Origin of the sequence: Pseudomonas fluorescens (assembly GCF_001648775.1) — a bacterium.
GTDB lineage: Bacteria > Pseudomonadota > Gammaproteobacteria > Pseudomonadales > Pseudomonadaceae > Aquipseudomonas > Aquipseudomonas fluorescens_M.
Genome location: NZ_LVEJ01000009.1, coordinates 28,309 through 55,210, shown reverse-complemented (window position 1 = coordinate 55,210; position 26,902 = coordinate 28,309). Strand labels below are relative to the sequence as shown.

The window sequence follows — 26,902 nt, the reverse complement described above, 5'->3', positions numbered from 1 at the left end:
TCCTTATGAACCCGCCGCTGAGTAAACCGTTGGCGCCCTCCTGGGTCAGCCGATTCAAGGAACAGAGCCTGGAGCGTGGCCGTCGCTACGCCGTGGAAAACCGGGTACGTATCGCCCAGGTCGGCGATGCAACGATTACCGCCAGTTGCGAAGGCTCTGGCGGTAACGTTTACCGTCAGACCATTCATCTTCGCGAGTCAGCCAAAGGCACTTTGTTGCTGGTGGACGCTGGCTGCACCTGCCCGGTGCGCACCAATTGCAAACACTGCGCGGCAGTGTTGCTCAAAGTGCAGGAAACCCTCGACTACCCCGCCGCTGCCAAAGACGCTGAGCTGTTGGAAAAACTTCAAGCCGTGCTGGAAAACCGTGGCCCGAAAGCGCCACCGCAAGTGCTGGTCGACAACGTGCAGCCGTTGCCACGCCTGTGGCTGGCCAGCGTCGAGTTCAGCGCGTTCGAGCCACGCAACGGCAAAATGCAGCGCTACATTCAGCATCGCGCGGCACTGTCGTTCAGCTATCTCGATGAATACGTCAGCGGGCAGAAGAACAGCGACATCCTGATTCGTCAGGAAACCCAGACGCTGCGGATAAAACGCCACCCGGAAGTCGAACAGTCCTACCGCGAACAGTTAAGAATCCTCGGCTTTCGCATCGCTACCCGCCAGAGTAAAGCCCTGCCGGAAAGCGCCGGCGAGCTCTACGAAATGGTCAATGACAGCGCCTGGCTGACCTTCACCCTCAACGACCTGCCGAAACTGCGCAGCCAAGGCTGGGAACTGCAGATCGACGAGGAATTCGGCTTCGACCTGACCGCCGTGGATGACTGGTACGCCACGGTTGAGCAGGCGCCGGAGCGTGACTGGTTTGATCTGGAGCTGGGCATCATCGTCAACGGTGAGCGCCTGAGCTTGCTGCCGATCCTGCTCAACCTGATGCGCTCGCACGCGGAAATCCTCAATCCGGAACGCCTTGCACGGCGCCGCGATGACGAGTTGATTCTGGTGAATATTCCGCAGCGCAACAGCGAACACGGGCCGTTGCAGGTGGCTTTGCCACTGGGCCGATTGAAGCCGGTGCTGATGACGCTCGGCGAGTTTTATTTACAGGAGCCGGGCGAAACCACTTTGCGCCTGAGCAAGGCCGACGCCACGCGCCTCAATTCGCTGGAAGGCCTGCCGCTGCTGTGGGAGGGCGGTGAGCAAATCCGCACGTTCGCGCAACGCCTGCGCGACATTCGTGATTTCAGCGCTGAAGCGCCGCAAGACCTGAACGCGACACTGCGTCCTTATCAGCTCGAGGGCTTGAGCTGGATGCAATCGCTACGGCAACTGGAGGTCGGCGGGATTCTCGCGGACGACATGGGGCTGGGTAAAACCCTACAGACCCTGGCGCATATTCTCAGCGAGAAAAACGCCGGACGCCTGGATCGGCCATGCATGGTGGTGATGCCGACCAGCCTGATTCCGAACTGGCTCGATGAGGCGGCGCACTTCACGCCGCAACTGAAAGTGGTCGCGCTGTATGGCGCCAGTCGCAAAAAGCATTTTGACAATCTGGCGGATTTCGACCTGATCCTCACCACCTACGCGCTGCTGCCCAAGGACGTCGAACGTCTGGCCAGGCAACCGTTGCATGTGCTGGTTCTGGATGAGGCGCAGTACATCAAGAATCCGAACAGCAAAGCCGCTCAAGCCGCGCGAGAGCTCAACGCACGCCAGCGCCTGTGCCTGAGTGGCACGCCGCTGGAAAACCACTTGGGCGAGCTATGGTCACTGTTCCACTTCCTGCTGCCGGGCTGGCTCGGCGACGTGAAAAGCTTCAACGCCGATTACCGTGTGCCGATTGAAAAGCGTGGCAGTGAAGTCAGACTTCAACACCTGAACGGTCGGATAAAGCCGTTTCTGCTACGCCGCACCAAGGAACAGGTGGCCACCGAGCTGCCGCCGAAAACTGAAATCATCCACTGGGTCGACCTCAACGAAGCGCAGCGCGATGTGTATGAAACCATGCGTTTGGCGATGGACAAGAAAGTCCGCGACGAGATCACCCGCAAAGGCGTGGCGCGCAGTCAGATCATCATTCTTGAGGCGCTGCTCAAGTTGCGTCAGGTCTGCTGCGATTTGCGCCTGGTCAACGACGCCACCCTGCCCGCTCGCGGCAGCACCTCCGGCAAGCTCGACAGCTTGATGGAGATGCTGGAGGAACTGTTTGAAGAAGGTCGGCGGATTCTGTTGTTTTCGCAGTTCACCTCGATGCTCTCATTGATCGAAGCGGAGCTGAAAAAACGCAATGTTTCCTACGCGCTGTTGACTGGCCAGACCCGCGATCGACGTACGCCGGTGAAGGAATTCCAGAGCGGTAAGCGTCAGATCTTTCTCATCAGTTTGAAGGCCGGCGGCGTCGGCTTGAACCTGACGGAGGCGGACACCGTGATCCACTACGACCCGTGGTGGAACCCGGCAACCGAGAATCAGGCGACGGATCGGGCGTACCGGATTGGCCAGGAAAAGCCGGTGTTCGTCTACAAGATGATTGCCCGGGGCACGGTGGAAGAGAAGATTCAGCACTTGCAGAAGGAAAAATCCGACTTGGCGGCGGGCGTGCTGGATGGGCGCAAGGCCGGGGACTGGAAGTTGCAGAGTGATGATATCGAAGCGTTGTTTGCACCGTTGCCGGATAAGCTCGAAAAGCGCTGAGATCTGCGTCGCCAGATAGAAAGCTATCGCTAGCAGGGTTAGCTCCCACAGGGGTTTGTGAACGCCACAAATCCGATGCGGGAGCTAGCCCTGCTCGCGATTGACTCGACTCGATTTCAAGCCAGGATCAGCCCTTTAGCACCCGCGCCAACGCCGATTTCACCTTGCCCATCCCGTCATGCAACGCCTGCTCGATCTCGGCCATGGTGATCACTTGCGTGGTCTTGCCCGCCGCCGGGTTCACCACCAAAGCCAGACAGGCGTAATCCAGATCCAGCTCCCGCGCCAGCGCCGCTTCCGGCATACCGGTCATGCCGACGATGTCGCAGCCATCACGCTCCAGACGCACGATTTCGGCGACCGTCTCCAGACGCGGGCCCTGGGTGCAGGCGTAAACGCCCTGATCACTGTAATCGCAGCCTTCAGCGGCCACCGCAGCAATCAATTGCTGACGCAGCGGTTCGCTGTAGGGAAAGCTGAAGTCGATATGGGTGACATGCTCCAGATCATCGGCGAAAAACGTGTGCTCGCGGCCGCTGGTGTAGTCGACGATCTGGTGTGGCACGCAGAAATGCCCGGTGCCCATGGCCGAATGAATGCCGCCCACGGCATTCACCGCGATGATCGCTTCGGCGCCGGCCTGCTTCAATGCCCACAGATTGGCGCGGTAGTTGACCTTGTGCGGCGGAAAGCGATGCGGGTGGCCGTGACGGGCGAGGAACAGCACTTCCTTGCCTGCGTATTCGCCAATCTGCACGTCGGCCGATGGCGCGCCGTAGGGCGTGTCCACCGCCAGCGACTGGCGAATGGTCAAGCCTTCGAGCTGGGTCAGGCCGGTGCCACCGATGATTGCGTAAACCGTCATAGCGAAAAATCCTTAATCGATCAGTTGAGCGTCTTTGAGCGCGCCGATGGCGGTGAGCCAGCGCGGATCCTGACGGTAATCGGTACTGGCGAATGCCTGACCACGCATACGCGCGATGCGCGCGGATGGCTTGACCTTCATGCGCTGAGCGGCGCTGAGGGCCAGTTCGGCAGCGGCGCGATCATTGCACACCAGGCCCATGTCGCAACCGGCAGTCAGTGCGGCTTCGATGCGGCTGGCGGCGTCGCCGACCACGTGGGCGCCGGCCATCGACAAATCGTCACTGAAAATCACGCCGTCGAACTGCAATTCGCCGCGCAGGATGTCCTGCAACCAGCGCCGGGAGAAACCGGCTGGCTGCGAATCCACCTGCGGATAGATGACGTGCGCCGGCATGATCGCGGCCAGTTGTTTGCTGAGTTTGGCGAATGGCACGAGGTCGTTGGCACGGATCTCGTCGAGGCTGCGCTCGTCATTCGGAATTGCGACGTGAGAATCGGCTTCGGCCCAGCCGTGGCCAGGAAAGTGCTTACCGGTGGCGGCCATGCCGGCGCTGTTCATGCCGCGAATGAATGCGCCAGCAAGCAATGCGGCGCGTTCGGGATCGCCTTCGAACGAACGAGTGCCGACGACAGCGCTGCGCTGGTAATCCAGATCGAGCACCGGGGCGAAACTCAGGTCGAGGCCGACTGCCAGCACTTCGGTGGCCATGATCCAGCCACATTGTTCGGCGAGGTATTCAGCATTCGGGTTGTCGGCGATGGCGCGCATCGCCGGCAAACGCACGAAGCCCTGACGCAGGCGCTGCACGCGACCGCCCTCTTGGTCCACGGCCAGCAGCAGATCCGGACGAATCGCGCGAATCGCCGCGCTGAGTTCACGCACCTGGCGTGGGTGCTCGATGTTGCGCGCGAAAATGATCAGGCCGCCCACTTCGGGCTGACGCAACAATTGGCGATCTTCGGCCGTCAGCCAGGTACCGGCGACGTCCACCATCAACGAGCCTTGCAGGCCAGCAGTCATAGAGATTCCTTGAAAACGAAAAACCCGATCGGCAGGAAATCGCTACCGTGAGCAACGCTCGGCAGGTCGGCAATTTCTATGGAGATCGGGTTCAGAACGAGAGTCGGCATGGGCGGCTAGCTTAGCGGATACAAGCTGCCGCGCCCACCCGTGCGCGGTTAAACCTTGGCGGCGACCGGCGTTGATTTGCTGCGCGGACGCAGTTGCGCGGTGGCCATGGCGGTGTCAGTGACGCCGGTTTCGGCGCGCATGCCTGCAGCGAGAAACGGCACCATCAGGCGCATCACTTGTTCGATGGAGGTGTTGACGCCGAAATCGGTCTCGGCAATCGCTCGCAACGCCTTGATGCCGGACATGCTGAACGCAGCGGCGCCGAGCATGAAGTGCACGCGCCAGAACAGTTCGATCGGCGGGATACGCGGCGCAGCTTCGTTGACCAGCAACATATAGCGACGGAACACCTTGCCGTACATGTCTTCCAGATAACGCCGCAAGTGGCCTTGGCTCTGGCTGAAGGCGAGACCGAGCAAGCGCATGAAAATCGACAAATCGTTGCCGCTGCGTGGCTGAACCACGAGAGCCTGTTCGACGAGGATCTCCAGCAGTTCTTCAAGGGTTGGCTTGTTTTCAGGCTTGCCCTGGCGGCGCTCCAGCTCTTTATCGAGGCTGATGCAGAACGGCCCGAGGAAGCGCGAGAACACTGCCTGAATCAGGGCTTTCTTCGAACCGAAGTGATAGTTCACTGCTGCCAGGTTGACGCCAGCCTTGCTGGTAATCAAACGCAATGAGGTTTCAGCGAAACCTTTCTCCGCGAACAACTGCTCGGCAGCATCAAGAATGCGTTCAACGGTTTCCGACTGGGCCATGGCTACTCCGCCTGACAAACACTTGTTTGAAACATACGTTTCAGCCTGTGCCTTGTCAAGCCTGCCGGTTCGTTTTGGGAATGGTCGGTCAGCTATTTAACCACACAAGCCCGCTGCATTAATAAACACACCTGCCGACCGTCTGGCGGCCGGTAAAAAAACGGCCATTGCCAAGCTCGCTTCACTGTATATAATCCCAGTCACTGTATAAAAAGACAGAGCGATCAATATGCTAAAGCTGACGCCACGCCAAGCCGAGATTCTGGCCTTTATCAAACGTTGCCTCGAAGACAACGGCTACCCGCCAACCCGTGCGGAAATCGCTCAGGAGCTGGGCTTCAAGTCGCCGAACGCGGCTGAAGAACACCTCAAGGCTCTGGCGCGCAAGGGTGCCATCGAGATGACGCCTGGCGCCTCTCGCGGCATCCGTATCCCGGGCTTCGAAGCCAAGGCCGACGACTCCACGCTGCCGATCATTGGCCGGGTCGCTGCCGGCGCACCGATTCTCGCCCAGCAGCACATCGAAGAATCCTGCAACATCAACCCGGCTTTCTTCCATCCGCGTGCCGACTACCTGTTGCGCGTACACGGCATGAGCATGAAAGACATCGGTATTTTCGACGGTGACCTGCTCGCCGTGCATACCACCCGCGAAGCGCGTAATGGCCAGGTCGTCGTCGCTCGAATCGGCGATGAAGTGACCGTCAAACGCTTCAAGCGCGAAGGCAGCAAGGTCTGGCTGATTGCCGAAAACCCTGAGTTCGCTCCCATCGAAGTCGACCTGAAAGATCAGGAACTGGTGATCGAAGGCTTGAGTGTCGGCGTCATCCGCCGCTAAAGGAGGCTTTATGCAGTTCCCACACACACCTCAGCAAACACAACTGCCGCTATTCGAAGCGTTTCTGGCGCAACCGATGGCGCCGATCCTCAAAGAGGTCGTCGAGCGTCCATGGAATGCCGAACCCGAAGTATTCAGTGAGCTGTCACTGCGTGGTGCGGCCGGGAACTGCCTGAACCTGCTGGCACCGATCCTGCGTGAATTGAGCGAGGATCAGGACGCACGCTGGCTGACATTGATCGCACCGCCGGCAAGCCTGACGCAAACGTGGTTGCGGGATGCCGGCCTGAACCGCGAACGCATTCTGTTACTGCAACCACGGGGCACTCAAAGCGCCCAGCAACTGGCATGCGAAGCGCTGCGCCTGGGCCGCAGCCACACCGTGGTCACCTGGCTCAACCCGTTGAACAACAATTCACGGCAACAACTGATCAGCGCTGCACGCACGGGCGACGCTCAAAGCCTGAACATTCGATTGGGTTGATCTGGGGATGTGCGCTGTGTGAAGCGCAGGGCTTCTCCAAGGACAGAGAAGCCGATCTGAAGCGGCAAGAAGCAGGTGGGGATCAATGAAGAACCCGCGGCCCCTCTTCCTTATCAAACTCGCCTTCGATCATCCGGCCCGCCATCTGCACACCGACGCTCAACATCGCCTTGGCGATTTCCACGTGCTGGCCCTGAAGGAAAGTCTTGGCATCCTCGGAGAAATCCAGAGTCACCAAAGAACCTTCGTCCTCAGCCCTGCGCAGTTCGATTCGGCCGTCTGGTAACTCGACAATTTCTAGAAAGGACGTTGGCATAAAGGTCTGTTCTCCACGAAAGGCAGGGATTATATAGACATCATTCGGGCTTCGCTCGGGATCTTGACCAGCAGCATGTTTCAGATTGCCACCGTGTCAATCGCCCTCAGCATTCGTTCAACCCTTCGCGGAAACGAATCGCCAAGCCTTTGAGATTCTGCCGCCAGCTCTCCAGCTCCTCTCGGCTCAGTTCTTCCGGTGCCTCTTCCTCATCCAGATTAATCGCCTGAATCAGCGGCTGCGTCACGTCGCCCTTTGGCTTGTGTGGCACCCGTGGCGGCTGAAACAGCGCCGAATGCGCAGCCAGCAGTTGAGCCAGCCAGGTTTCCGGGTTGCCCGCCAATTCGACCATTTCTGCCAGTTCGGGAATTGCGATCGACTCCAGAACTTCGCGCGTCAACAGCATCTCCGCGCGTGGCGCATTGGCCTGGGGCAGACGATAGAAACCCGCGATCTCATGGCAAAGCCCCAGCAGAGCGCCATAGAGGTGAAACAACGCCGATTCACGACCGGCCTGAATCAACGCCAGAGAATTCATCGCCCGCCCTTCTTCAGCACGAGCCAGGGCTTCCAGCGACAGGCCGGCGAAATAGATCTTCTGATTGGTACGGGTATAGAGTTCGTGAGCCATGACGGCGCTCTCCACAACGAAATAATTGCTTCACACAGGCCGGACAGTGTCGTGGATCAGCCGATCCCACCGCAAGCACAAAACAAAAAGGCCGCATGAAAACCCAAGGGTTGTCATGCGGCCTTTCAGTATTAGGCTAACGCTTACTCAGCTTTGGCCTTGGTACGCTTGTCTTCTACCGTCCACTTACCGCCGTCGAAGTAAGCCTTCCAACCGGTAGGCTTGCCATCGACTTCGGTCTGCACGTATTGCTCCTTGGTCTTGCGGCTGTAGCGAATCACCGCTGGCAGGCCGTCCGGATCCTTCTGTGGGGCGTCGCAGAGGAAGTGATACTTCGGATCGATCTCGTCCTTGTGCGGCAGAATCTCGATCACCAGCGGAGCACGGGTCTCGCGGTTTTTCGGGAACTGACTGGCCGCCAGGAACAGACCGGACGCACCGTCGCGCAGGATGTAGGTGTCGTTGACCTTTTCGCATTTCAGCTCAGGCATCTTCACCGGATCCATCTTCGGCGGCGCCGCATCACCGCTCTTCAGCAGCTTACGGGTGTTCTTGCAGGTCGGGTTGGTACAACCGAAGAACTTGCCGAAACGGCCAGTCTTGAGCTGCATTTCACTTCCGCACTTGTCGCATTCCAGGCTCGGACCTTCGTAGCCCTTGATGCGATAGCTGCCCTCTTCGATTTCGTAGCCTGCGCAATCCGGGTTGTTACCGCAGATGTGCAACTTGCGCTTCTCGTCGAGCAGATAAGCGTCCATCGCCGTGCTGCAAATCGGGCAGCGATGCTTGCCGCGCAGCACCAGCGATTCCGACTCACCTTCATCGTCCGCAGCGATCTCGTCGCCCGGCACCAGGTTGACGGTGGCTTTGCAGCGTTCTTTCGGCGGCAGGCTGTAACCCGAGCAACCGAGGAACACGCCGGTCGATGCAGTACGAATCTGCATTGGACGGCCGCAAGTGGTGCACGGAATGTCGGTCATCACCGGCTGGTTGGCACGCATGCCGCTGTCCGGATTTTCGGCCACTTCGAGTTTCTTTTTGAAGTCGCCGTAGAACTCGTCCAGTACGTTTTTCCAGTCGCGCTCGCCCTGCGCCACGTCATCGAGGTTCTCTTCCATGCCGGCGGTGAAGCCGTAGTCCATGAGATTGGAGAAGCTTTCCGACAGACGCTCGGTGACGATGTCGCCCATCTTTTCCGAATAGAAACGACGGTTGTGCAGGGTCACGTAACCGCGATCCTGAATGGTCGAAATGATCGCCGCATAAGTCGAAGGACGACCGATGCCGCGTTTTTCCATTTCTTTCACCAGACTGGCTTCCGAGTAACGGGCCGGCGGCTTGGTGAAGTGCTGCGACGGATCGAGCTTGATCAGCTTCATCACGTCGCCTTGCGCCATATCAGGCAGAACGTCGTCGTCACCTGGTTTGGCGATCTGTGGCATCACGCGGGTGTAACCGTCGAACTTGAGGATACGGCCCTTGGCACGCAGCTCGAAGTCGCCAGCGCCTACGCTGACGGTGGTCGACAAGTATTGCGCCGGCAGCATCTGGCAAGCGAGGAACTGGCGCCAGATCAGCTCGTAGAGGCGCTCAGCGTCGCGCTCCATGCCTGCGAGCTTGCTCGGCGTGGTGTTGGCGTCGGAAGGACGAATCGCTTCGTGAGCCTCTTGCGCGCCTTCCTTGCTGCTGTAGACGTTTGGCGTTTCCGGCAGGTACTTCTTGCCGAACTCGTCTTCGATGTAAGTGCGCGCCATCGTCACGGCATCAGCCGAGAGGTTGGTCGAGTCGGTACGCATATAAGTGATGTAGCCAGCTTCGTACAGACGCTGGGCCATCATCATGGTTTTCTTCACGCCGAAGCCCAGGCGGTTGCTCGCAGCCTGTTGCAGGGTGGAGGTGATAAACGGCGCCGACGGCTTGCTGCTGGTCGGCTTGTCTTCGCGCTTGACGATGCTGTAGCTGGAAGACTTGAGCTTCTCCAGCGCGGCCATAGCCTGCGCTTCATTGAGCGGCTTGAAGGCTTCGCCTTTCTCGCGGGCTACTTCGAAACGCACGGTCGAGCCTTTGGTGGTGCCGAGATCGGCATGCACTTCCCAGTACTCTTCCGGGTTGAACGCACGGATTTCACGCTCACGCTCGACCACCAGCTTCACGGCCACCGATTGCACGCGACCGGCAGACAGGCCACGGGCGATTTTTGCCCACAGCAGCGGCGAAACCATGTAGCCGACCACGCGGTCGAGGAAACGCCGCGCCTGTTGCGCATTGACGCGATCGATGTCCAGCTCGCCCGGTTCCGAGAAGGCTTCCTGAATCGCCTTCTTGGTGATTTCGTTGAACACCACACGCTTGTAGCGGCTGTCGTCACCACCGATGGCTTCGCGCAGGTGCCAGGCAATGGCTTCCCCCTCGCGATCCAAGTCGGTTGCGAGATAGATGGTGTCAGCATCTTTGGCGAGCCGGCGCAGCTCTTCGATCACCTTCTCTTTACCCGGGAGGATCTCGTACTTGGCTTTCCAGCCATGATCGGGATCGACACCCATACGCGAGACCAGCTGCTTGCGCGCCTTCTCTTTCGGCGAGAGCACCGGACCTTCGCCCGCAGCAGCCTTGCCGCGCTTGGCGGCTGGCTCTTTGCTGGCGCTAGCCGAACCGCTGGTGGGCAGGTCTCGGATATGGCCGATACTCGACTTCACCACGTATTGGTTACCCAGATACTTGTTGATGGTCTTGGCCTTAGCCGGGGATTCCACAATGACCAGCGATTTGCCCATGGATCAGAAAATTCCTGAATTCTAGAAGTGAAAGGCGGTTGGCGCCTGACGCGGCACCGCTATATATAGTTGATACAAGGTGAGGTCAAGCACAGGGTTCTGTGCGCACTCGCCTCATGCCTTGGAAAAAAGGCTCGGTTCAGCTTGCACCAAAGCAAAGCGTGGCACCTGCTCGCCGTCAACCTCGACCGACTCGACGAACATGCTCAAAGGGCGTACCCAAAAGCCGTAATCGCCATACAGGGCTTGGTAAAAGACCACTTCTTCTTCGGTTTCGGAATGCCGCGCAACACTGAATACGCGGTACTGCGGACCTTTGTAATGTTGGTAGAGCCCAGGTTGTATCGGCATGTGTTGGCCCTCACTCAAATTTTTTCAAAATAAAAACAAAATAAATCCACAAAAACAAAAACCGGGGCACTTGGCCCCGGCTTCCATCGACGAGACGCTTAAACGCGTTCGAAGACGGTGGAGATGCCTTGGCCGAGACCAATGCACATAGTGGCCACCCCGAATGTGCCGCTATTCTGCTTCATCACGTTCAGCAAGGTGCCGGAAATACGGGCACCGGAGCAACCGAACGGATGACCCAGGGCGATCGCGCCGCCGTGCAGGTTAACCTTCTCGTTCATCTTGTCGAGCACTTTCAGATCTTTCAGCACTGGCAGGGCCTGTGCGGCGAAAGCTTCGTTGAGCTCGAAGAAGTCGATATCGTTGATGCCAAGGCCTGCACGCTTCAGGGCTTTTTGTGTTGCCGGAACTGGACCATAGCCCATGATCGCCGGATCCACACCCGCCACTGCCATCGAACGGATAACCGCCATTGGCTGGATACCCAGGTCCTGAGCACGCTGCGCCGACATCACGATCATGCACGAAGCACCATCGGTGATCTGCGACGAAGTACCGGCAGTCACGGTGCCGCCCTTTGGATTGAAGGCTGGCTTGAGAGCCGCCAGACTTTCCAGGGTGGTTTCCGGACGAATGGTTTCGTCATAGTCGAACAGTTTCAGGAAACCGTTCTCGTCGTAGCCCTGCATCGGGATGATTTCGTCTTTGAACTTGCCTTCCACGGTGGCCTTGTGGGCCAACTGGTGGGAACGCACGCCGAAAGCGTCCTGTTGTTCGCGAGTGATGCCGTGCATTTTGCCAAGCATTTCAGCGGTCAGGCCCATCATGCCCGAGGCTTTCGCCGCGTACAGCGACATGTGCGGGTTCGGATCGACACCGTGCATCATGCTCACGTGGCCCATATGCTCGACGCCGCCCACCACGAACACGTCACCGTTACCGGTCATGATCGCTTGCGCAGCAGTGTGCAACGCGCTCATCGACGAGCCACACAGACGGCTGACGGTCTGGCCGGCCGAGGTGTGCGGGATCTGGGTCATCAGCGACGCCATGCGCGCGATGTTCCAGCCCTGCTCCAGGGTCTGGTTGACGCAGCCCCAGATCACGTCCTCGACTTCAGCAGGATCGACCTTGGCGTTGCGTTCCAGCAATTTGCTGATCAGGTGCGCCGACATGTCTTCGGCGCGGGTGTTGCGGTGCATGCCGCCCTTGGAGCGGCCCATCGGAGTACGACCGAAGTCGACAATCACGACGTCTCTTGGATTCAAGCTCATAAAATTTCACTCTCGCTCAAAAGTTGGGACGCTTAACCGAAGAACCGTTGGCCGGTTTTGGCCATTTCACGCAGCTTCGCGGTCGGGTGGTACAGCGCGCCCAAATCAGCGTACTGGTCAGCCAGGGCAACGAACTCGGCAACACCGATCGAATCGATGTAGCGCAGCGCACCGCCACGGAATGGAGGGAAACCGATACCGTAGACCAGACCCATGTCGGCTTCGGCGGCGGTTTCAACGATGCCGTCTTCCAGGCAACGCACGGTTTCCAGGCACAGCGGGATCATCATCCAGTTAATGATGTCTTCGTCAGTGACTTCGCGCTGCTCGTAAACAATCGGCTTGAGCACTTCCAGCACCGACGGATCGGCGACTTTCTTCTGCTTGCCTTTCTTGTCGGCCTCGTAGGCGTAGAAGCCCTTGCCATTCTTCTGACCCAGGCGTTTGGCTTCGTACAGCACGTCGATGGCCGAACGACGGTCATCCTTCATGCGGTCCGGGAAACCTTCGGCCATCACGTCACGACCGTGGTGACCGGTGTCGATGCCGACCACGTCCATCAGGTACGCCGGGCCCATCGGCCAGCCGAATTTTTCCATTACTTTGTCGATACGGACGAAGTCCACACCGGCGCTGACCAGCTTGGCGAAACCGCCGAAGTACGGGAACAGTACGCGGTTGACCAGGAAGCCCGGGCAGTCGTTGACGACGATCGGGTTCTTGCCCATTTTCTTGGCGTAGGCAACGGTGGTGGCAACGGCCAGCTCACTCGACTTCTCGCCACGAATCACTTCCACCAGCGGCATCATGTGCACCGGGTTGAAGAAGTGCATGCCGACGAAGTTTTCCGGACGCTTGAGGGCCTTGGCCAGCAGGCTGATAGAAATTGTCGAGGTGTTGGACGCGAGGATAGTGTCCTCTTTGACCTGACCTTCGACTTCAGCCAATACGGCTTGCTTGACCTTCGGGTTCTCGACCACAGCTTCGACCACCAGATCGACGTGACCGAAGTCGCCGTAGGACAGGGTCGGACGAATGGCGTTGAGCACTTCAGCCATTTTCGCAGCGGTCATGCGACCTTTATCAACGCGGCCAACCAGCAGTTTGGCGGCTTCGGCCAGACCCTGCTCGATACCGTGCTCGTTGATGTCCTTCATCAGGATCGGCGTACCTTTGGAGGCCGACTGATAAGCGATACCGCCACCCATGATGCCGGCGCCCAGTACGGCAGCCTGCTTCACGTCTTTGGCGATTTCGTCGTAGGCCTTGGCCTTTTTCTTCAGTTCCTGATCGTTCAGGAACAGACCGATCAGGCTCTGCGCGGCAGAGGTCTTGGCCAGTTTGACGAAACCGGCGGCTTCGACTTCCAGTGCCTTGTCACGACCGAAGTTCGCGGCTTTCTGGATGGTCTTGATCGCTTCAACCGGCGCCGGGTAGTTCGGGCCAGCCTGCCCTGCGACGAAACCTTTGGCGGTTTCGAAAGCCATCATTTGTTCAATGGCGTTCAGCTTGAGTTTTTCAAGTTTCGGCTGACGCTTGGCCTTGAAGTCGAACTCGCCGGAGATGGCGCGCTTGATCAGTTCAAGGGCAGCTTCCTGCAGCTTCTCAGGAGCAACCACAGCGTCGACGGCGCTGACTTTCAGGGCGTCTTCCGGGCGGTTTTCCTTGCCGGAGGCAATCCATTCGATGGCGTTGTCGACACCGATCAGACGCGGCAGACGGACAGTACCGCCGAAGCCTGGGTAGATGCCCAGTTTGACTTCCGGCAGACCGATCTTGGCTTTGGTCGACATGACGCGATAGTCAGCCGCCAGGCACATTTCAAGACCGCCGCCCAGGGCGATGCCATTGATGGCCGCTACGGTCGGAACGTTGAGGTCTTCGAAATCGCTGAAGATCTTGTTGGCTTCGAGATTGCCAGCAACCAGCTCGGCATCCGGCAGCTTGAAGTTGTCGACAAATTCGGTGATGTCGGCGCCGACGATGAACACGTCCTTGCCACTGCTGACGATCACGCCCTTGATCGAAGCATCTGCCTTGATGGTGTCTACGGCCTGACGCAGTTCGTTCAGGGTTAGACGGTTGAACTTGTTGACGGACTCACCCTTGAGGTCGAATTTCAATTCGACGATGCCACTTTCAAGAGCTTTAACCGTGATGGCTTTACCTTCGTAAATCATCAACTGATCTCCACGATATGGAAGCTGAACAGTACACGTCGGACGCAGGCGAATGGCTCGGCAGGACGCTTTTTCGTCGATGCTAACGCCAATCCACCCGGCACACCCGCCAACGCGATAGTCGGGATTCTGTAGGAGCAGTCTGTAAGACAAACGCTCAATTCATACGCCCGTTTGATTTGGGTACGTCACCTTCACGGAATTTCCGACAATTGTCAATCGCCCAAAATACGGGTTGAAATGCGACTTTGCGGTCACTTCCGTACGACGAAGACCAGCAACACGCGTCTGCATGTGGACCCATTCATAGAATCAATAGTTAGAAATGTCGCCCTAATTCACGGCAGCCCCTGTTTAAAGGGCTACGCTGGGGGACTACAGGGAAATGCGCCGAACGCGCCAAGCCACATCAGCTTCAAAAAGTTTCCGGCCTGCCTGGCCAACCCCGCCCGATGAATCATGTCGGGCTTTTTATTACGCGTCTGCCGGACGTTCCCCACCGTTGCAGTGGGAAAAGTCCGCGTGTCACGCCAGCGCTTTCAGAGTGGCGTCGATATCCTGCAAAACCGAGGCTTCGCCCTTCTCGCCCCAATACAAGGCGATCATCTGCTTGTCTGCCTCGACTTTGAAAACGTTGCCTGGCAACTTTTCGAAATGATTGAGCAGCGCTCGATCCTCGCAGACTTCCTGCCACTGATTGACCCACACGCCCGGCGATTTCTGCCAGTAAGTCCAGCAGACAGGCTGCTTGCTCCGACGTGGCCGGTGATACTGCGCGCACGGGCTCGGCGGCTCTTGTGCCAGCCAGTGCGGCCATTCCTGAGGCGCCAGTTGCATGGCCAGACCGATGCGCCGCGCCTCCATGCGCAAGGCGATGCGACCGCTTTGCGCGCGCGAAGGACGCAACCACGCCAGCGGACTCAAAACCACCAACAGGATTGACACCACTAACCAGACCGTCATATCTCTATTCCCAATTCTTGGTGAGCGCATTGTGTCACTTTGGAACCAATGCGCTTGAAACCAGCCATACTTAACAATATTGAAAACTCACGAGGAGCACCTCATGCCCTACCACCACATCCTGGTCGCCGTAGATCTGACTGAAGAGTGCGACCCTGTGATTCACCGTGCCCGAGAGCTGTCGGTGAACAATGGCGCCAAGTTGTCGCTGGTGCATATCGTCGAACCGATGGCCATGGCCTTTGGCGGCGACGTGCCGATGGATCTGTCACAACTGCAACAACAGCAGTTCGATCAGGCCAAGGAGCGTCTTGAGCGCCTGAAGCTCAAGTACTCCGAACTCGAAGGCGCCAACTGCCATTTGACCTACGGCCAGCCACGTCAGGAAATCCACCATTTCGCCAAGGAACAAACGTGCGATTTGATCGTGGTCGGCAGCCATGGTCGACATGGCCTGGCGCTGTTGCTCGGTTCGACCGCCAATGACGTACTGCACGGCGCGCCTTGCGACGTCCTCGCCGTCCACCTGGTCAAACGTTGAAACACTGATCATTGTGGGAGCGAGTCTGCTCGCGAAGGCGTTGGCACATTCAGCATTAATGCCGCCTGACACACCGCATTCGCGAGCAGGCTCGCTCCCACATTAGATCCCCAACCCCATATGAAAAGCCCGGCGCTCATCACTGAGCGCCGGGCTTTTTCACATCCGGGTCAATCAGGCATCCAGCTCGGCCCAACGCTCCACCAACGCATCCAGTTCAGCCTGCAACTGCTCCAGCGAAGCAATCACCTTGGCCGTCTCGGCCGCAGGACGCTGATAGAAACCGGCTTCAGCCATTTCGGCTTCTACCGCAGCGATCTGCTGTTCCTTGGCATCGATATCGCCTGGCAACGCTTCCAACTCGCGCTGCAGCTTGTAGCTCAACTTCTTCTTCGCAGCCGGGGCCGCGGCGGCAGGCGCTGCAACGACTGCTGGCTCGGCGGTGACCACCGCCGAATTCAAATCAGCCTTGCCCGATTTGCTTTCAGTCACGCCCAGCAGACGCGGTGAACCGCCCTGACGGATCCAGTCCTGATAGCCGCCGACGTATTCACGCACCTTGCCTTCACCTTCGAAGACCAGGGTGCTGGTAACCACGTTGTCGAGGAATGCCCGGTCGTGGCTGACCATCAGCACGGTGCCGTTGAAGGTCAGCAGCACTTCTTCGAGCAGCTCGAGGGTTTCCACGTCAAGGTCGTTGGTCGGTTCGTCGAGGACCAGCAGGTTCGCCGGCTTGCTGAACAGTTTGGCCAGCAACAGACGCGCGCGCTCACCACCCGACAGTGCCTTGACCGGCGTGCGGGCACGCTGCGGGCTGAACAGGAAGTCGCCGAGGTAGCTCAGCACGTGACGGCTCTGGCCGTCGATATCGATGAAGTCGCGACCTTCGGCGACGTTGTCGATCACGGTTTTTTCCAGATCCAGCTGATGGCGCAACTGGTCGAAGTAGGCCACGTCGATGCGCGTACCCTCTTCCACTTTGCCGCTGGTCGGTTGCAGACCGCTGAGCATCAGTTTCAGCAGGGTGGTCTTGCCGGTGCCGTTGGCGCCGAGCAGACCGATACGGTCGCCGCGCGTCAGGACCATCGAGAAGTCCTTGATCAGGAACGGACCGCCCGGGTGAGCGAAACTCACGTTCTCGAGCACCATCACCTGCTTGCCGGATTTGTCGGCGGTGTCCAACTGAATGTTGGCCTTGCCGGTGCGTTCACGACGTTCGCTACGCTCGACGCGCAACGCCTTTAGGGCGCGAACGCGGCCTTCGTTACGGGTGCGGCGAGCCTTGATGCCCTGGCGGATCCAGACTTCTTCCTGGGCCAGTTTCTTGTCGAACAGCGCGTTGGCGGTTTCTTCAGCGGCCAGCGCGGCTTCTTTGTGTACGAGGAAACTCGCGTAATCGCCGTTCCAGTCGATCAGGCCGCCGCGATCCAGTTCGAGGATGCGCGTGGCGAGGTTTTGCAGGAAGGAACGGTCGTGCGTGATGAACAGCACGGCGCCCTGGAAATCTTTCAGCGCCTCTTCGAGCCAGGCAATCGCACCGATATCCAAGTGGTTGGTGGGCTCGTCGAGCAGCAGCAGATCCGGCTCGGACACCAGCGCCTGTGCCAGCAGCACGCGCCGACGCCAGCCGCCGGACAACTGGGCGAGGGTCTTGTCCGCCGGCAGTTGCAGGCGGCTCAAGGTGCTTTCGACCAGAGTCTGCAAACGCCAGCCATCACGGGCTTCGAGGTCTTGCTGAACGTGCATCAGCTTGTTCAGATCTTCTTCAGTGACGCAGTTCTGCGCAAGGTGATGGTATTCGGCGAGCAACGCGCCCACGCCATCAAGGCCTTCAGCGACCACGTCGAACACCGTCCGATCGTCGGCCACCGGCAATTCTTGCGGCAATTCGCCGATTTTCAGACCGGGGGCACGCCACACCGAGCCTTCATCGGGCTTCTGGTCGCCCTTGACCAGTTTCATCATGCTGGACTTGCCAGTGCCGTTGCGGCCGATGATGCACACCCGCTCACCACGGGCGATCTGCCAGGACACCTTGTCCAACAACGGCATAGCGCCGAACGCAAGGGACACATCGCTGAATTTGAGCAGGGTCATGAGCTTCTCCAAAAACCGGGCGCGCATTCTACCTGAGTTAGGGCTCCAGCAGGCCGGCAATTTGTCTGTCGAAGCACTCTGCACAACATTTGTTGCGAACTTGTGCTGCGAGGCCGGCAAAGCTTTCGCCGCTTGCTGGCAAAAGGCTAAGCTACAGACAATTCAGTGCTGATTCGTGTCGGCACTTGTCATGATTTCTCTGCCCGGATGTCTCATGCGCAGTCGCCTTTTCAGTGTTTTGTCCTGTTTGCTACTTACCGCCGCTGCCGCTCAATCCGCCCAGGCGGTGGACCTGTCCACCCAACGCCAGTATTACGATGAAGCCAAGCGCGCACTGGCCAAAGGTGATACCGGCCCGTATTTCCGTTACAGCCAGGCCTTGGCCGATTATCCGCTGGAACCGTACCTGGCCTACGACGAACTGACCGCGCGCCTGAAAACCGCAAGCAACGCGGAAATCGAGAAATTTCTCGCCGAACACGGTGACCTGCCCCAGGCCAACTGGATGAAGCTGCGCTGGTTGCGCTGGCTCGCCGACCGGGGCGACTGGGCGACCTTCGTCAAGTACTACGACCCAAAACTCAACTTCACTGAACTGGATTGCCTCAATGCGCAGTACCAGATCAGCAGCGGCCACAAGGCCGAAGGGTATGCCAACGCCGAAAAGCTCTGGCTGACCGGCAAATCGCAGCCCGCCGCGTGTGACGCGCTGTTCGGCATCTGGGCCGCCGACGGCCAGCTCACCGAACAGAAACGCTGGGAGCGCACCAAGCTCGCCGCGCAGACGCGCAACTATCCGCTGGCCAACAGCCTGGTCAACGGCTTGACTACCCTCGCCCCACGCGGGCGCTTGCTGGTAGATGTGGCGCAGAAGCCAGAGCTGCTCAATCAGCCTTCGCGCTTCACCCCGGCCGATGAGCCGATGTCCGATGTGGTCAGCCTCGGCCTGCGCCGACTGGCGCGTCAGGACCCGGACAAGGCCATGGCCCTGCTCGATGGTTACGCCAGCAGCATGCATTTCTCCCGCGATGAAAAAGTTGCGATCGCCCGGGAAATCGGCCTGACCCTGGCCCGGCGTTTCGACAGCCGTGCGCTGGACGTGATGACCAAATACGACCCCGAGTTGCGCGACAACACGGTTTCGGAATGGCGCCTGCGCCTGCTGTTGCGTCTGGCCCGCTGGGACGATGCCTATCAACTGACCAAACGTCTGCCGCAAGACCTCGCCACCACCAATCGCTGGCGTTACTGGCAGGCGCGCAGTCTGGAACTGGCCCAGCCACAGAACCCGCAAGCGCAGACGCTGTACAAGGGCCTCGCACGGGAACGTGACTTCTACGGGTTCCTTGCCGCCGACCGTTCGCAATCGCCGTACTCGCTGAACAACAAACCACTGGTGCTCAGCCAGGCGCTGATCAACAAAGTGCGCAACACCCCTGGCGTGCGCCGCGCGCTGGAGTTCCATGCACGCGGGCAGATCGTCGACGGTCGTCGCGAGTGGTATCACGTCAGCCGCCATTTCAGCCGCGATGAAATGGTTGCCCAGGCGAAACTCGCTTACGACTTGAAATGGTATTTCCCGGCGATCCGCACCATCAGCCAGGCGCAGTACTGGGATGACCTGGACATCCGTTTCCCGATGGCCCACCGCGAAACCCTTGTGCGTGAAGCCAAGGTACGTGGCCTGCATTCGAGTTGGGTGTTTGCCATCACCCGCCAGGAAAGTGCCTTCATGGACGATGCCCGCTCCGGCGTCGGCGCCAGCGGTCTGATGCAACTGATGCCGGGCACCGCCAAGGAAACCGCACGCAAGTTCAGCATTCCACTGGCCTCGCCGCAGCAAGTGCTCGACCCGGACAAGAACATCCAGCTCGGCGCCGCTTACCTGAGCCAAGTGCACAGCCAGTTCAACGGCAACCGCGTCCTCGCCTCCGCCGCCTACAACGCAGGTCCCGGTCGCGTCCGCCAATGGTTGCGCGGCGCTGATCATCTGAGCTTCGACGTGTGGGTCGAAAGCATTCCGTTCGACGAAACCCGTCAGTATGTGCAGAACGTGCTGTCGTACTCGGTAATCTACGGGCAGAAGCTCAACTCGCCACAGCCACTGGTGGACTGGCATGAGCGCTACTTCGACGATCAGTGATCCCGCGACTGACGCCGAGTAACAAAAAATGCCCGTATCGCGAGATACGGGCATTTTTTATGGGCACAACCTGAGCGGTTACTCAGTGAATGGCAGGGTCGGTGACAGGGTTCGTTGAAGCGCTCTTGCCATCGTTGAACTGCAATGCCGCCAACCGCGCATACAGCGGATTGCTGGCAATCAATTCCTGATGGGTGCCAATGGCCACAAGCTTGCCCTGATCCATCACCGCAATCCGGTCAGCGTTTTTCACCGTGGCCAGTCGATGCGCGATCACCAGCGTGGTGCGGTTCTGCATCAGGCTCGGCAAGGCTTCCTGAATCAAATGTTCGCTCTGCGCATCGAGGGCACTGGTGGCCTCGTCCAGCAGCAGGATCGGTGCGTCGACCAGCAACGCACGGGCGATCGCCAGGCGCTGACGCTGGCCACCGGAAAGACCGAGGCCACCATCGCCAAGATGCGTCTGGTAACCGTTGGGCATTTTCTCGATGAAGTCGTGAGCGTGAGCAATTTTTGCCGCGTCCATGACTTGCTCCAGTGTCGCCCCGGGATTGCCATAGCGGATGTTCTCTTCAACGCTGCCGAAAAACAGCGCCGGCGACTGTGACACCAGTGCGAAGTGGCGGCGCAGGTCCAACGGATCGAGGCTGGTCAGCGGCACACCGTCAATCAGGATCCGCCCTTCCAGCGGATCATAAAAACGCAACAGCAAGTCATACACCGTGGACTTGCCAGCGCCGGACGGTCCCACCAGCGCCAGGGTCTCACCAGCGCGAATGGTCAGATTCAAGCCGTTGACGGCATAGCTTTCAGGACGCGAAGGGTAGGAAAAGCGCACTTCCTGCAATTGCAACTCGCCGCGCACACGCTGCGGCAACGTCACCAGACCGGTGGTGGGCGGTTGGATGATGTTTTCCGAGCCCAGCAATTCAGCGATCCGCTCGGCGGCACCTGCCGCACGTTGCAGTTCGCCGATGACCTCACTCAGAGTGCCGATCGCACTTCCGACGATCAAACTGTAGAAAACAAACGCCGCCAGTTCGCCACCGGTGATGCGCCCGGCAATCACGTCCATGCCACCGACCCACAACATCACCGCCACCGCGCCGAGCACCAGCACGATCACCATGGTGATCATCCATGAGCGCTGAAAGATGCGTTTGCGCGCCGTGTCGAACGCGTCCTCGACCGTCGTCGCAAAACGCCGCTCGTCCTGGACCTGATGGTTGTAGGCCTGCACGGTTTTGATCTGGCCGAGGGTTTCCGACACATAGCTGCCGATATCGGCGACCCGGTCTTGGCTCAGCCGCGACAGATTGCGCACGCGGCGGCCGAAAATCAGGATCGGCGCAACCACGAACGGCAAGGCAATCACCACGATGCTGGTGAGTTTCGCATTCGTCACAAATAGCAGGATCACGCCACCGATCACCATCAGCAGATTACGCAGGAACATCGACAGCGACGAGCCGATCACCGATTGCAGCAGCGTGGTGTCGGCGGTCAGCCGCGACTGGATTTCCGAACTGCGGTTGTTCTCGTAAAAGCCTGGATGCAGATAGACCAGATGGTTGAACACCTCGCGACGGATGTCGGCCACACAGCGCTCGCCGATCCACGACACCCAATAAAATCGCGCGAACGTGCCGACGGCCAGGCCCAGCACCATCAACATGAAGATGCCAATGCTCTGATTGAGCTGATGCGGCGACTGGGTCATGAAGCCGCGATCGACCAGCAACTTGATGCCCTGCCCCATCGACAACGTGACGGCAGCCGTGACGATCAACGCCAGCAGCGCACCGATGACTTGCCAGCGGTAAGGGGCCAGAAATCGACTGGTCAGACGCAGGGCGCGCCGGTGCCTTGAAGAAAGCTTCGGGGTCATTCAGGTACGCATCCGTGTTGATGAAAGGGCTAGCGTAAACCTTCTTTGGGGTGGAACTCTGTAAATCACAATGAGTCAGGTTAAATATGCCCCCAAAGACTAGGCCATAGTTACTAACGGTCTAACGTCGCAGTTGAGACGAACGGTCATTTCTGTTGGACTGGAATGGCCGCTCATGACGGACCGAAAGGCGTTGTCACAGCCTGGTCACGTGGCGGCTTTAATCTGCGTACACAACCTGATGAGGAGACAGGCCATGTCCTTGCAACACAGCAGCGATGACAAGATTGAAGTGATCCGCACCAAGCCCGGCCAGACTCTGGGTTGCTCGATTATCGATAAGGACGGGCGTGAAGTACCGATCACTGAAGACATGATCCAGGACGCGTGCCGCGAACTGGAGAAGCGATTGGTCAAGCCTGCCGAACAAGAGTGATATAGCCACCGTCTTCCTGACCCGGCCCCTTTGGCCGGGTTTTTTCTGGCTGCAGATCAGGTATTTGTGGCGCGGCCTTCGCGAGCAGGCTCGCTTCCACAGGAGATCTTTTGTGAGTCACAGATCCATGTGGGAGCGAGCCTGCTCGCGAAAGGGCCAACCTCGGTTTCTAGACAGCCACCGCCCCCAGCGCCGCCACGATCTTCGCCAACTCTGGCGATTTCCCTTCAATCCGCACCCTCAACCCTTCAATCTCGCGCCGCACCGGATATTGCTTGCGCAACACATCGAACGCCGCGCGCTGCTCGCCGACATTGCCGACGAGACTGCGGCGAAAATCCGCATCATCGCGGCGCGGGTCGTACACACCACGGCACAACATCGCCAGCGCCCAGGCCGGATCGCTGTCGGCATGCAAGGTGACTTCCGACAACCACGGTGCCGGCAACAGCTCACTGAGCTGAATGCTCGCCGGTTGCCCGATGAATTCACAGTAAGCCTGATAGATCTGCGCCGTTCCGCGCTGCTTGCCATCAAGGCTGTAACCGGCAATGTGCGGAGTGGCCAGCACGCAGAGATCAGCCAGAGCAACATCGACTTCGGGTTCGGCTTCCCAAACATCGAGCACCGCCTGCAGGTCTTCACGCGCCAACAGCACTTCGCGCAGCGCGGCGTTGTCCACCACTGGGCCACGTGCCGCGTTGATCAGCCAGGCGCCAGGCTTGAGCTGCTGTAAACGCGGCTGATCGAAAAAATGCCAGGTGGCGCCATCGCCGCTACGGGTCAGCGGTGTGTGCAGACTGATCACGTCGCATTGATCGATGATCTGCTCAAGGCTGACGTAATCGCCACCCTCGGCGGCCTGGCGCGGCGGATCGCAGACTTTGACGTTCCAGCCCAGGCCCTTCAAGACCTTGATCAGGCGCCCGCCCACCTCGCCGGCGCCGACGACTCCGTAGGTCCGTTGCGGCAGATCGACGCCTTCGATTTCGGCGAGCGTCATCAGGCTGCCCAACACGTAATCGACCACACCACGGGCGTTGCAGCCGGGTGCGCTCGACCAGGTGATGCCGGCCTCATTGAAGTAGTCGAGATCCAGATGATCAGTGCCGATGGTGCAGGTGCCGACGAAGCGCACCTTGCTGCCTTCAAGCAATGCACGGTTGACGTTAGTCACCGAACGTACGAGCAATACGTCGGCCTGCGCGACCGTCGCACGGTCGATGGAACGGCCCGGCACGCGGCGGATCTCGCCGAAACCGGCAAAAAAGGCATCGAGCAGCGGGATATTTTCGTCGGCAACAATCAGCATGGCGGGCTCCTTTGGCGGATCGGCAGTTTAGGTGCAGATCGGTCGCTGAGCCAGCGAGCTTTGCGCTTACAAATCCGCAACAGAGGATTTTTCCTGACCAAGGCGTCAGCGGCGTAGAATGCGGCGCCCTGCGCATCAACTCCTGTGGACGCTTTGCCCGTGAATTCTGTAACCGATCAACCTGTCGCCGTCTCCCTCACCCGCCCCGCGCGCATTCGCCTGGAGTTCAAGAACCTGCTCGCCCTGGCGTTACCGATCATCATCGCGCAACTGGCGACCACGGCCATGGGCTTCGTCGATGCGGTGATGGCCGGCCGCGTCGGGCCCAAGGATCTGGCGGCCGTGGCGCTGGGCAACTCGATCTGGGTGCCGGTGTTTCTGCTGATGACCGGCACCCTGCTGGCCACAACGCCGAAAGTCGCCCAGCGCTTTGGCGCCGGCACCCACAGCGAGATCGGCCCGATCGTCCGTCAGGCATTGTGGCTGGCGCTGGTGGTCGGGCTGATCGCCACCGCCATGCTGGTTGCCGCCGAGCCGGTGCTGCACCTGATGAAGGTCGATCCCGAGTTGATCGGCCCGTGCATGCAATACCTGCATGGCATCGCCAGCGGCTTGCCGGCGGTGGCGTTCTATCACGTGCTGCGCTGCACCAGTGACGGCATCGGCCGTACCCGCCCGGCGATGGTGCTGGGCCTGTGCGGTCTGGCGCTGAACATTCCGCTGAATTACGTCTTCATTTATGGCCACTTCGGCGTGCCGGCGATGGGCGGCGTTGGCTGCGGATGGGCCACGGCGATCGTGATGTGGGTGATGGCGCTGGGCCTGGCCGGTTATGAGCGCTGGGCCCCGGCCTATCGCTCGAGCGAGATTTTCAGCCGTTTCGACTGGCCGCAATGGGCGGTGATCAAGCGCCTGCTGTCGATCGGTCTGCCGATTGGCATCGCGGTGTTTGCCGAATCGAGTATTTTCGCGGTGATCGCCCTGCTGATCGGTAGCTTGGGCGCCACCGTCGTGGCCGGGCATCAGATTGCGCTGAACGTCAGCTCGCTGGTGTTCATGATTCCGTATTCGCTGGGCATGGCAGTTACTGTGCGTGTCGGTCAGGCCCTGGGCCGTGAAGAACCGCGTGAAGCACGCTTTGCCGCGGGCGTCGGCATGGGCACTGCGCTGGCTTACGCCTGCCTGTCGGCGAGCATGATGTTGTTGCTGCGTGAGCCGATTGCGGCGATCTACACCGCTGATCCGACGGTGATTCACATTGCGGCGATGCTGATTGTGTATTCGGCGCTGTTCCAGTTTTCCGACGCGATCCAGGTCACCGCCGCCGGTGCGCTGCGCGGTTATCAGGACACACGGGTGACTATGATCCTGACGTTGTTCGCCTATTGGGGCATCGGTTTGCCAGTGGGTTACGCCCTCGGCCTGACCGATTGGCTCGGTGAACCACGTGGCCCGAGCGGTTTGTGGCAGGGTCTGATCGTGGGCTTGAGCTGTGCGGCGTTTATGCTGTCGATCCGCCTGACGCGCAGTGCGCGCAAGCGAATTCGGATCAGTCGTAGCGCAGGCTAAGCCATTAACACAGGACAAAAAAAGTGGGAGCGAGCTTGCTCGCGAATGCGGTGATTCAGTCGACATTTACAGTGACTGACACTCCGCTTTCGCGAGCAAGCTCGCTCCCACCGTTGTTTTATGTGTAGCTGCTGTTAAGCGTGTTTCTTGCGGATCCAGTACAGGTAAGTACCGGCCTCTTCGTGCTGGCCCACCAGTTCGTGGTCGAGAAACACACAGAACTTGGGAATGTCGCGACGGGTCGACGGATCGGTGGCGATCACCTTGAGCAGGCCGCCGGGCGGCAGGTCACGGATGTGCTGGTGCAGCATCATCACTGGCTCCGGGCAATTGAGGCCGGTGGCGTCGAGGGTGCCGTCGACCGGGGTATCGATCATTTCACTCATGATTCACTCCTGAAACTGGCCGGCATTGTCGCGCATTGCCGGGTATTCGGTCATCTGTGGCGTTACACCCCCCCTGTGGGAGCGAGCCTGCTCGCGAAGGCGTCGTATCAGCCAACATCATTGCTGGATCGGATTGCGCTTTCGCGAGCAGGCTCGCTCCCACAGGGTTTTGCAGTGTGTCAGCGGGATTTGGTTTTTTTGATGTCATGCCGGCGCAAGTGGCAGGTCACTTCCTCGCGGTCGTGATACAGCTGTTTGCAGCCGATATCGACCTTGATCCCGCGTGCCTTGAAACCCTCGGCAATGCGTTCAAGCAAACGCTTCACTTCGGCGTAACGCTGCTTCATCGGCAGTTTCAGGTTGACCACTGCTTCGCGGCAATGCCCCTCGCCAATCCATTCTTCAAGCATCGCGGCGTTACGCGCCGGTTTCTCGACGATGTCGCAGACCATCCAGTCCACCGGTTGCTTGGGCTTGAAGGTAAAACCATCCGCCATCAAATGCTGGACCAGACCGGTGTCCATCAAACTTTCGGCCATCGGACCGTTGTCGATCGCGGTCACCAGCATGCCGCGGTTGACCAGTTGCCAGGTCCAGCCGCCCGGCGCAGCGCCGAGGTCAACACCGGTCATGTCGCTGTGCAGGCGATCTTCCCACTGATCACGCGGGATGAAGTGATGCCACGCTTCTTCCAGCTTCAGCGTCGAACGGCTCGGCGCTTCACGCGGGAACTTCAGACGCGGAATGCCCATCGGCCACATCGCCGAATTACCGGCATCGGCCATGCCCAGAAACACTTCACGACCACTTTTAAAGGTCAGCAACAGACGCGGCTTGCTGGCGTCTTCCACCAGTTTGCCGGCGCCAGTCAGGGCCTTGCGCAGCGGGCCTTCGAATTTCTTGCAGAAGTTCGACAGTTCTTTGCCGTCGTTGGTGTCGACGACTTCCAGCCACAGGCTGCCGCACACCGGGAAATCGGCCATGTGCGCGAGGATCACGCTGATACGGTCGTTTTCCGGCAGGTCGATGAAAACCCCGCGCGCCCATTGGCGCGGGAAGATCAGCTCGGCAAAGCGTTGACCGCGCATCAGGCGCTCGGCACCGTCTTCTTCGGTGCAGACAAACTCGGCGTAGGCGCAGGCCGCTTTGGCCTTGGCGTAGCCAGCTACGTTAAGTTGCGCGGCGAGGTCGGAAATCTCCGAACAGACTTCGCCTTCGAAGCCCGGCCGGCAATGCATGAATAGGGTGTTCATTCTTACTCCTGGGCAG

General features: G+C 59.4%; 22 protein-coding genes. 7 read left to right on the top strand and 15 right to left on the bottom strand.

Annotated elements, in window-relative coordinates; all coding sequences use genetic code 11:
- Nucleotides 1-5 precede the first annotated feature (5 nt).
- Nucleotides 6-2,696 carry a DEAD/DEAH box helicase gene (locus tag A8O26_RS10040; RefSeq protein ID WP_064117853.1) on the top strand — a complete coding sequence of 897 codons (2,691 nt, stop codon included), beginning with the start codon at nt 6-8 and terminating at the stop codon, nt 2,694-2,696.
- Between the two features lie 127 nt (nt 2,697-2,823).
- Here the strand turns inward: A8O26_RS10040 and A8O26_RS10035 are convergent, their stop codons facing one another.
- The 3 genes from A8O26_RS10035 to A8O26_RS10025 form a co-directional block, all read right to left on the bottom strand.
- A complete protein-coding gene (locus tag A8O26_RS10035; RefSeq protein WP_064117852.1) occupies nt 2,824-3,561 on the bottom strand; it encodes an S-methyl-5'-thioinosine phosphorylase in 738 nt (245 codons plus the stop codon).
- A 12-nt stretch (nt 3,562-3,573) separates the two neighbouring features.
- On the bottom strand, nt 3,574-4,584 hold the full coding sequence (gene nagZ, locus A8O26_RS10030) for a beta-N-acetylhexosaminidase (protein WP_064117851.1): 1,011 nt from the start codon (nt 4,582-4,584) through the stop codon (nt 3,574-3,576).
- A 158-nt stretch (nt 4,585-4,742) separates the two neighbouring features.
- The gene (locus A8O26_RS10025) at nt 4,743-5,450 is read right to left on the bottom strand and encodes a TetR/AcrR family transcriptional regulator (RefSeq protein WP_064117850.1); all 708 of its coding nucleotides are present in this window, start codon (nt 5,448-5,450) and stop codon (nt 4,743-4,745) included.
- A 229-nt stretch (nt 5,451-5,679) separates the two neighbouring features.
- Between A8O26_RS10025 and lexA the strand changes: the two genes are divergently transcribed.
- Both lexA and sulA read left to right on the top strand, forming a co-directional pair.
- Nucleotides 5,680-6,288, top strand: coding sequence for a transcriptional repressor LexA (gene lexA, locus A8O26_RS10020; RefSeq protein WP_003226590.1), 609 nt, complete (start codon nt 5,680-5,682; stop codon nt 6,286-6,288).
- 10 nt (nt 6,289-6,298) lie between these two features.
- Nucleotides 6,299-6,772, top strand: a complete 474-nt coding sequence (sulA, locus tag A8O26_RS10015; protein ID WP_064117849.1) for an SOS-induced cell division inhibitor SulA — start codon at nt 6,299-6,301, stop codon at nt 6,770-6,772.
- An 82-nt stretch (nt 6,773-6,854) separates the two neighbouring features.
- Here sulA and A8O26_RS10010 read toward each other — a convergent pair whose 3' ends face one another.
- The 7 genes from A8O26_RS10010 to A8O26_RS09980 all read right to left on the bottom strand — a co-directional run bounded on the left by A8O26_RS10010 (nt 6,855) and on the right by A8O26_RS09980 (nt 15,261).
- Nucleotides 6,855-7,088: a hypothetical protein gene (locus A8O26_RS10010; RefSeq protein WP_008082203.1), complete on the bottom strand. Its 234-nt coding sequence runs from the start codon at nt 7,086-7,088 to the stop codon at nt 6,855-6,857.
- 106 nt (nt 7,089-7,194) lie between these two features.
- Entirely contained in the window at nt 7,195-7,719 is a 525-nt protein-coding gene (locus A8O26_RS10005) for a DUF6586 family protein (protein ID WP_064117848.1), read from the bottom strand.
- A gap of 143 nt (nt 7,720-7,862) precedes the next feature.
- Nucleotides 7,863-10,493, bottom strand: coding sequence for a type I DNA topoisomerase (gene topA / locus A8O26_RS10000; RefSeq protein WP_064117847.1), 2,631 nt, complete (start codon nt 10,491-10,493; stop codon nt 7,863-7,865).
- Nucleotides 10,494-10,607: 114 nt separating this feature from the next.
- A complete protein-coding gene (locus tag A8O26_RS09995) occupies nt 10,608-10,844 on the bottom strand; it encodes a DUF1653 domain-containing protein (RefSeq protein ID WP_007961814.1) in 237 nt (78 codons plus the stop codon).
- Between the two features lie 98 nt (nt 10,845-10,942).
- Complete coding sequence (gene fadA, locus A8O26_RS09990; protein WP_007910465.1) at nt 10,943-12,118, bottom strand: acetyl-CoA C-acyltransferase FadA; 1,176 nt, start codon at nt 12,116-12,118, stop codon at nt 10,943-10,945.
- A gap of 32 nt (nt 12,119-12,150) precedes the next feature.
- On the bottom strand, nt 12,151-14,298 hold the full coding sequence (fadB, locus tag A8O26_RS09985; protein ID WP_064117846.1) for a fatty acid oxidation complex subunit alpha FadB: 2,148 nt from the start codon (nt 14,296-14,298) through the stop codon (nt 12,151-12,153).
- A 525-nt stretch (nt 14,299-14,823) separates the two neighbouring features.
- Entirely contained in the window at nt 14,824-15,261 is a 438-nt protein-coding gene (locus A8O26_RS09980; RefSeq protein WP_064117845.1) for a hypothetical protein, read from the bottom strand.
- A gap of 103 nt (nt 15,262-15,364) precedes the next feature.
- Between A8O26_RS09980 and A8O26_RS09975 the strand changes: the two genes are divergently transcribed.
- Nucleotides 15,365-15,802 carry a universal stress protein gene (locus tag A8O26_RS09975; protein WP_064117844.1) on the top strand — a complete coding sequence of 146 codons (438 nt, stop codon included), beginning with the start codon at nt 15,365-15,367 and terminating at the stop codon, nt 15,800-15,802.
- A gap of 174 nt (nt 15,803-15,976) precedes the next feature.
- Here A8O26_RS09975 and A8O26_RS09970 read toward each other — a convergent pair whose 3' ends face one another.
- Nucleotides 15,977-17,899 carry an ATP-binding cassette domain-containing protein gene (locus tag A8O26_RS09970; RefSeq protein ID WP_064117843.1) on the bottom strand — a complete coding sequence of 641 codons (1,923 nt, stop codon included), beginning with the start codon at nt 17,897-17,899 and terminating at the stop codon, nt 15,977-15,979.
- 214 nt (nt 17,900-18,113) lie between these two features.
- Here A8O26_RS09970 and A8O26_RS09965 point away from each other — a divergent pair, with 214 nt between their 5' ends.
- Nucleotides 18,114-20,042, top strand: coding sequence for a transglycosylase SLT domain-containing protein (locus A8O26_RS09965; RefSeq protein ID WP_064117842.1), 1,929 nt, complete (start codon nt 18,114-18,116; stop codon nt 20,040-20,042).
- An 82-nt stretch (nt 20,043-20,124) separates the two neighbouring features.
- Here A8O26_RS09965 and A8O26_RS09960 read toward each other — a convergent pair whose 3' ends face one another.
- Nucleotides 20,125-21,930: an ABC transporter transmembrane domain-containing protein gene (locus tag A8O26_RS09960; RefSeq protein WP_064117841.1), complete on the bottom strand. Its 1,806-nt coding sequence runs from the start codon at nt 21,928-21,930 to the stop codon at nt 20,125-20,127.
- 256 nt (nt 21,931-22,186) lie between these two features.
- On the opposite strand from A8O26_RS09960, the gene A8O26_RS09955 reads away from it, so the two are divergent.
- Complete coding sequence (locus A8O26_RS09955) at nt 22,187-22,366, top strand: PA1571 family protein (RefSeq protein WP_064117840.1); 180 nt, start codon at nt 22,187-22,189, stop codon at nt 22,364-22,366.
- A 169-nt stretch (nt 22,367-22,535) separates the two neighbouring features.
- Here the strand turns inward: A8O26_RS09955 and pdxB are convergent, their stop codons facing one another.
- Entirely contained in the window at nt 22,536-23,678 is a 1,143-nt protein-coding gene (gene pdxB / locus A8O26_RS09950; protein WP_064117839.1) for a 4-phosphoerythronate dehydrogenase PdxB, read from the bottom strand.
- A gap of 159 nt (nt 23,679-23,837) precedes the next feature.
- Here pdxB and A8O26_RS09945 point away from each other — a divergent pair, with 159 nt between their 5' ends.
- Nucleotides 23,838-25,247 (top strand): MATE family efflux transporter, encoded by a 1,410-nt coding sequence (locus tag A8O26_RS09945; RefSeq protein ID WP_064117838.1) that lies wholly within the window; start codon nt 23,838-23,840, stop codon nt 25,245-25,247.
- A 134-nt stretch (nt 25,248-25,381) separates the two neighbouring features.
- Here the strand turns inward: A8O26_RS09945 and tusA are convergent, their stop codons facing one another.
- Both tusA and rlmM read right to left on the bottom strand, forming a co-directional pair.
- Nucleotides 25,382-25,633 (bottom strand): sulfurtransferase TusA, encoded by a 252-nt coding sequence (gene tusA / locus A8O26_RS09940; protein ID WP_064117837.1) that lies wholly within the window; start codon nt 25,631-25,633, stop codon nt 25,382-25,384.
- 179 nt (nt 25,634-25,812) lie between these two features.
- On the bottom strand, nt 25,813-26,886 hold the full coding sequence (rlmM, locus tag A8O26_RS09935; RefSeq protein WP_064117836.1) for a 23S rRNA (cytidine(2498)-2'-O)-methyltransferase RlmM: 1,074 nt from the start codon (nt 26,884-26,886) through the stop codon (nt 25,813-25,815).
- Between the last annotated feature and the right edge of the window lie 16 nt (nt 26,887-26,902).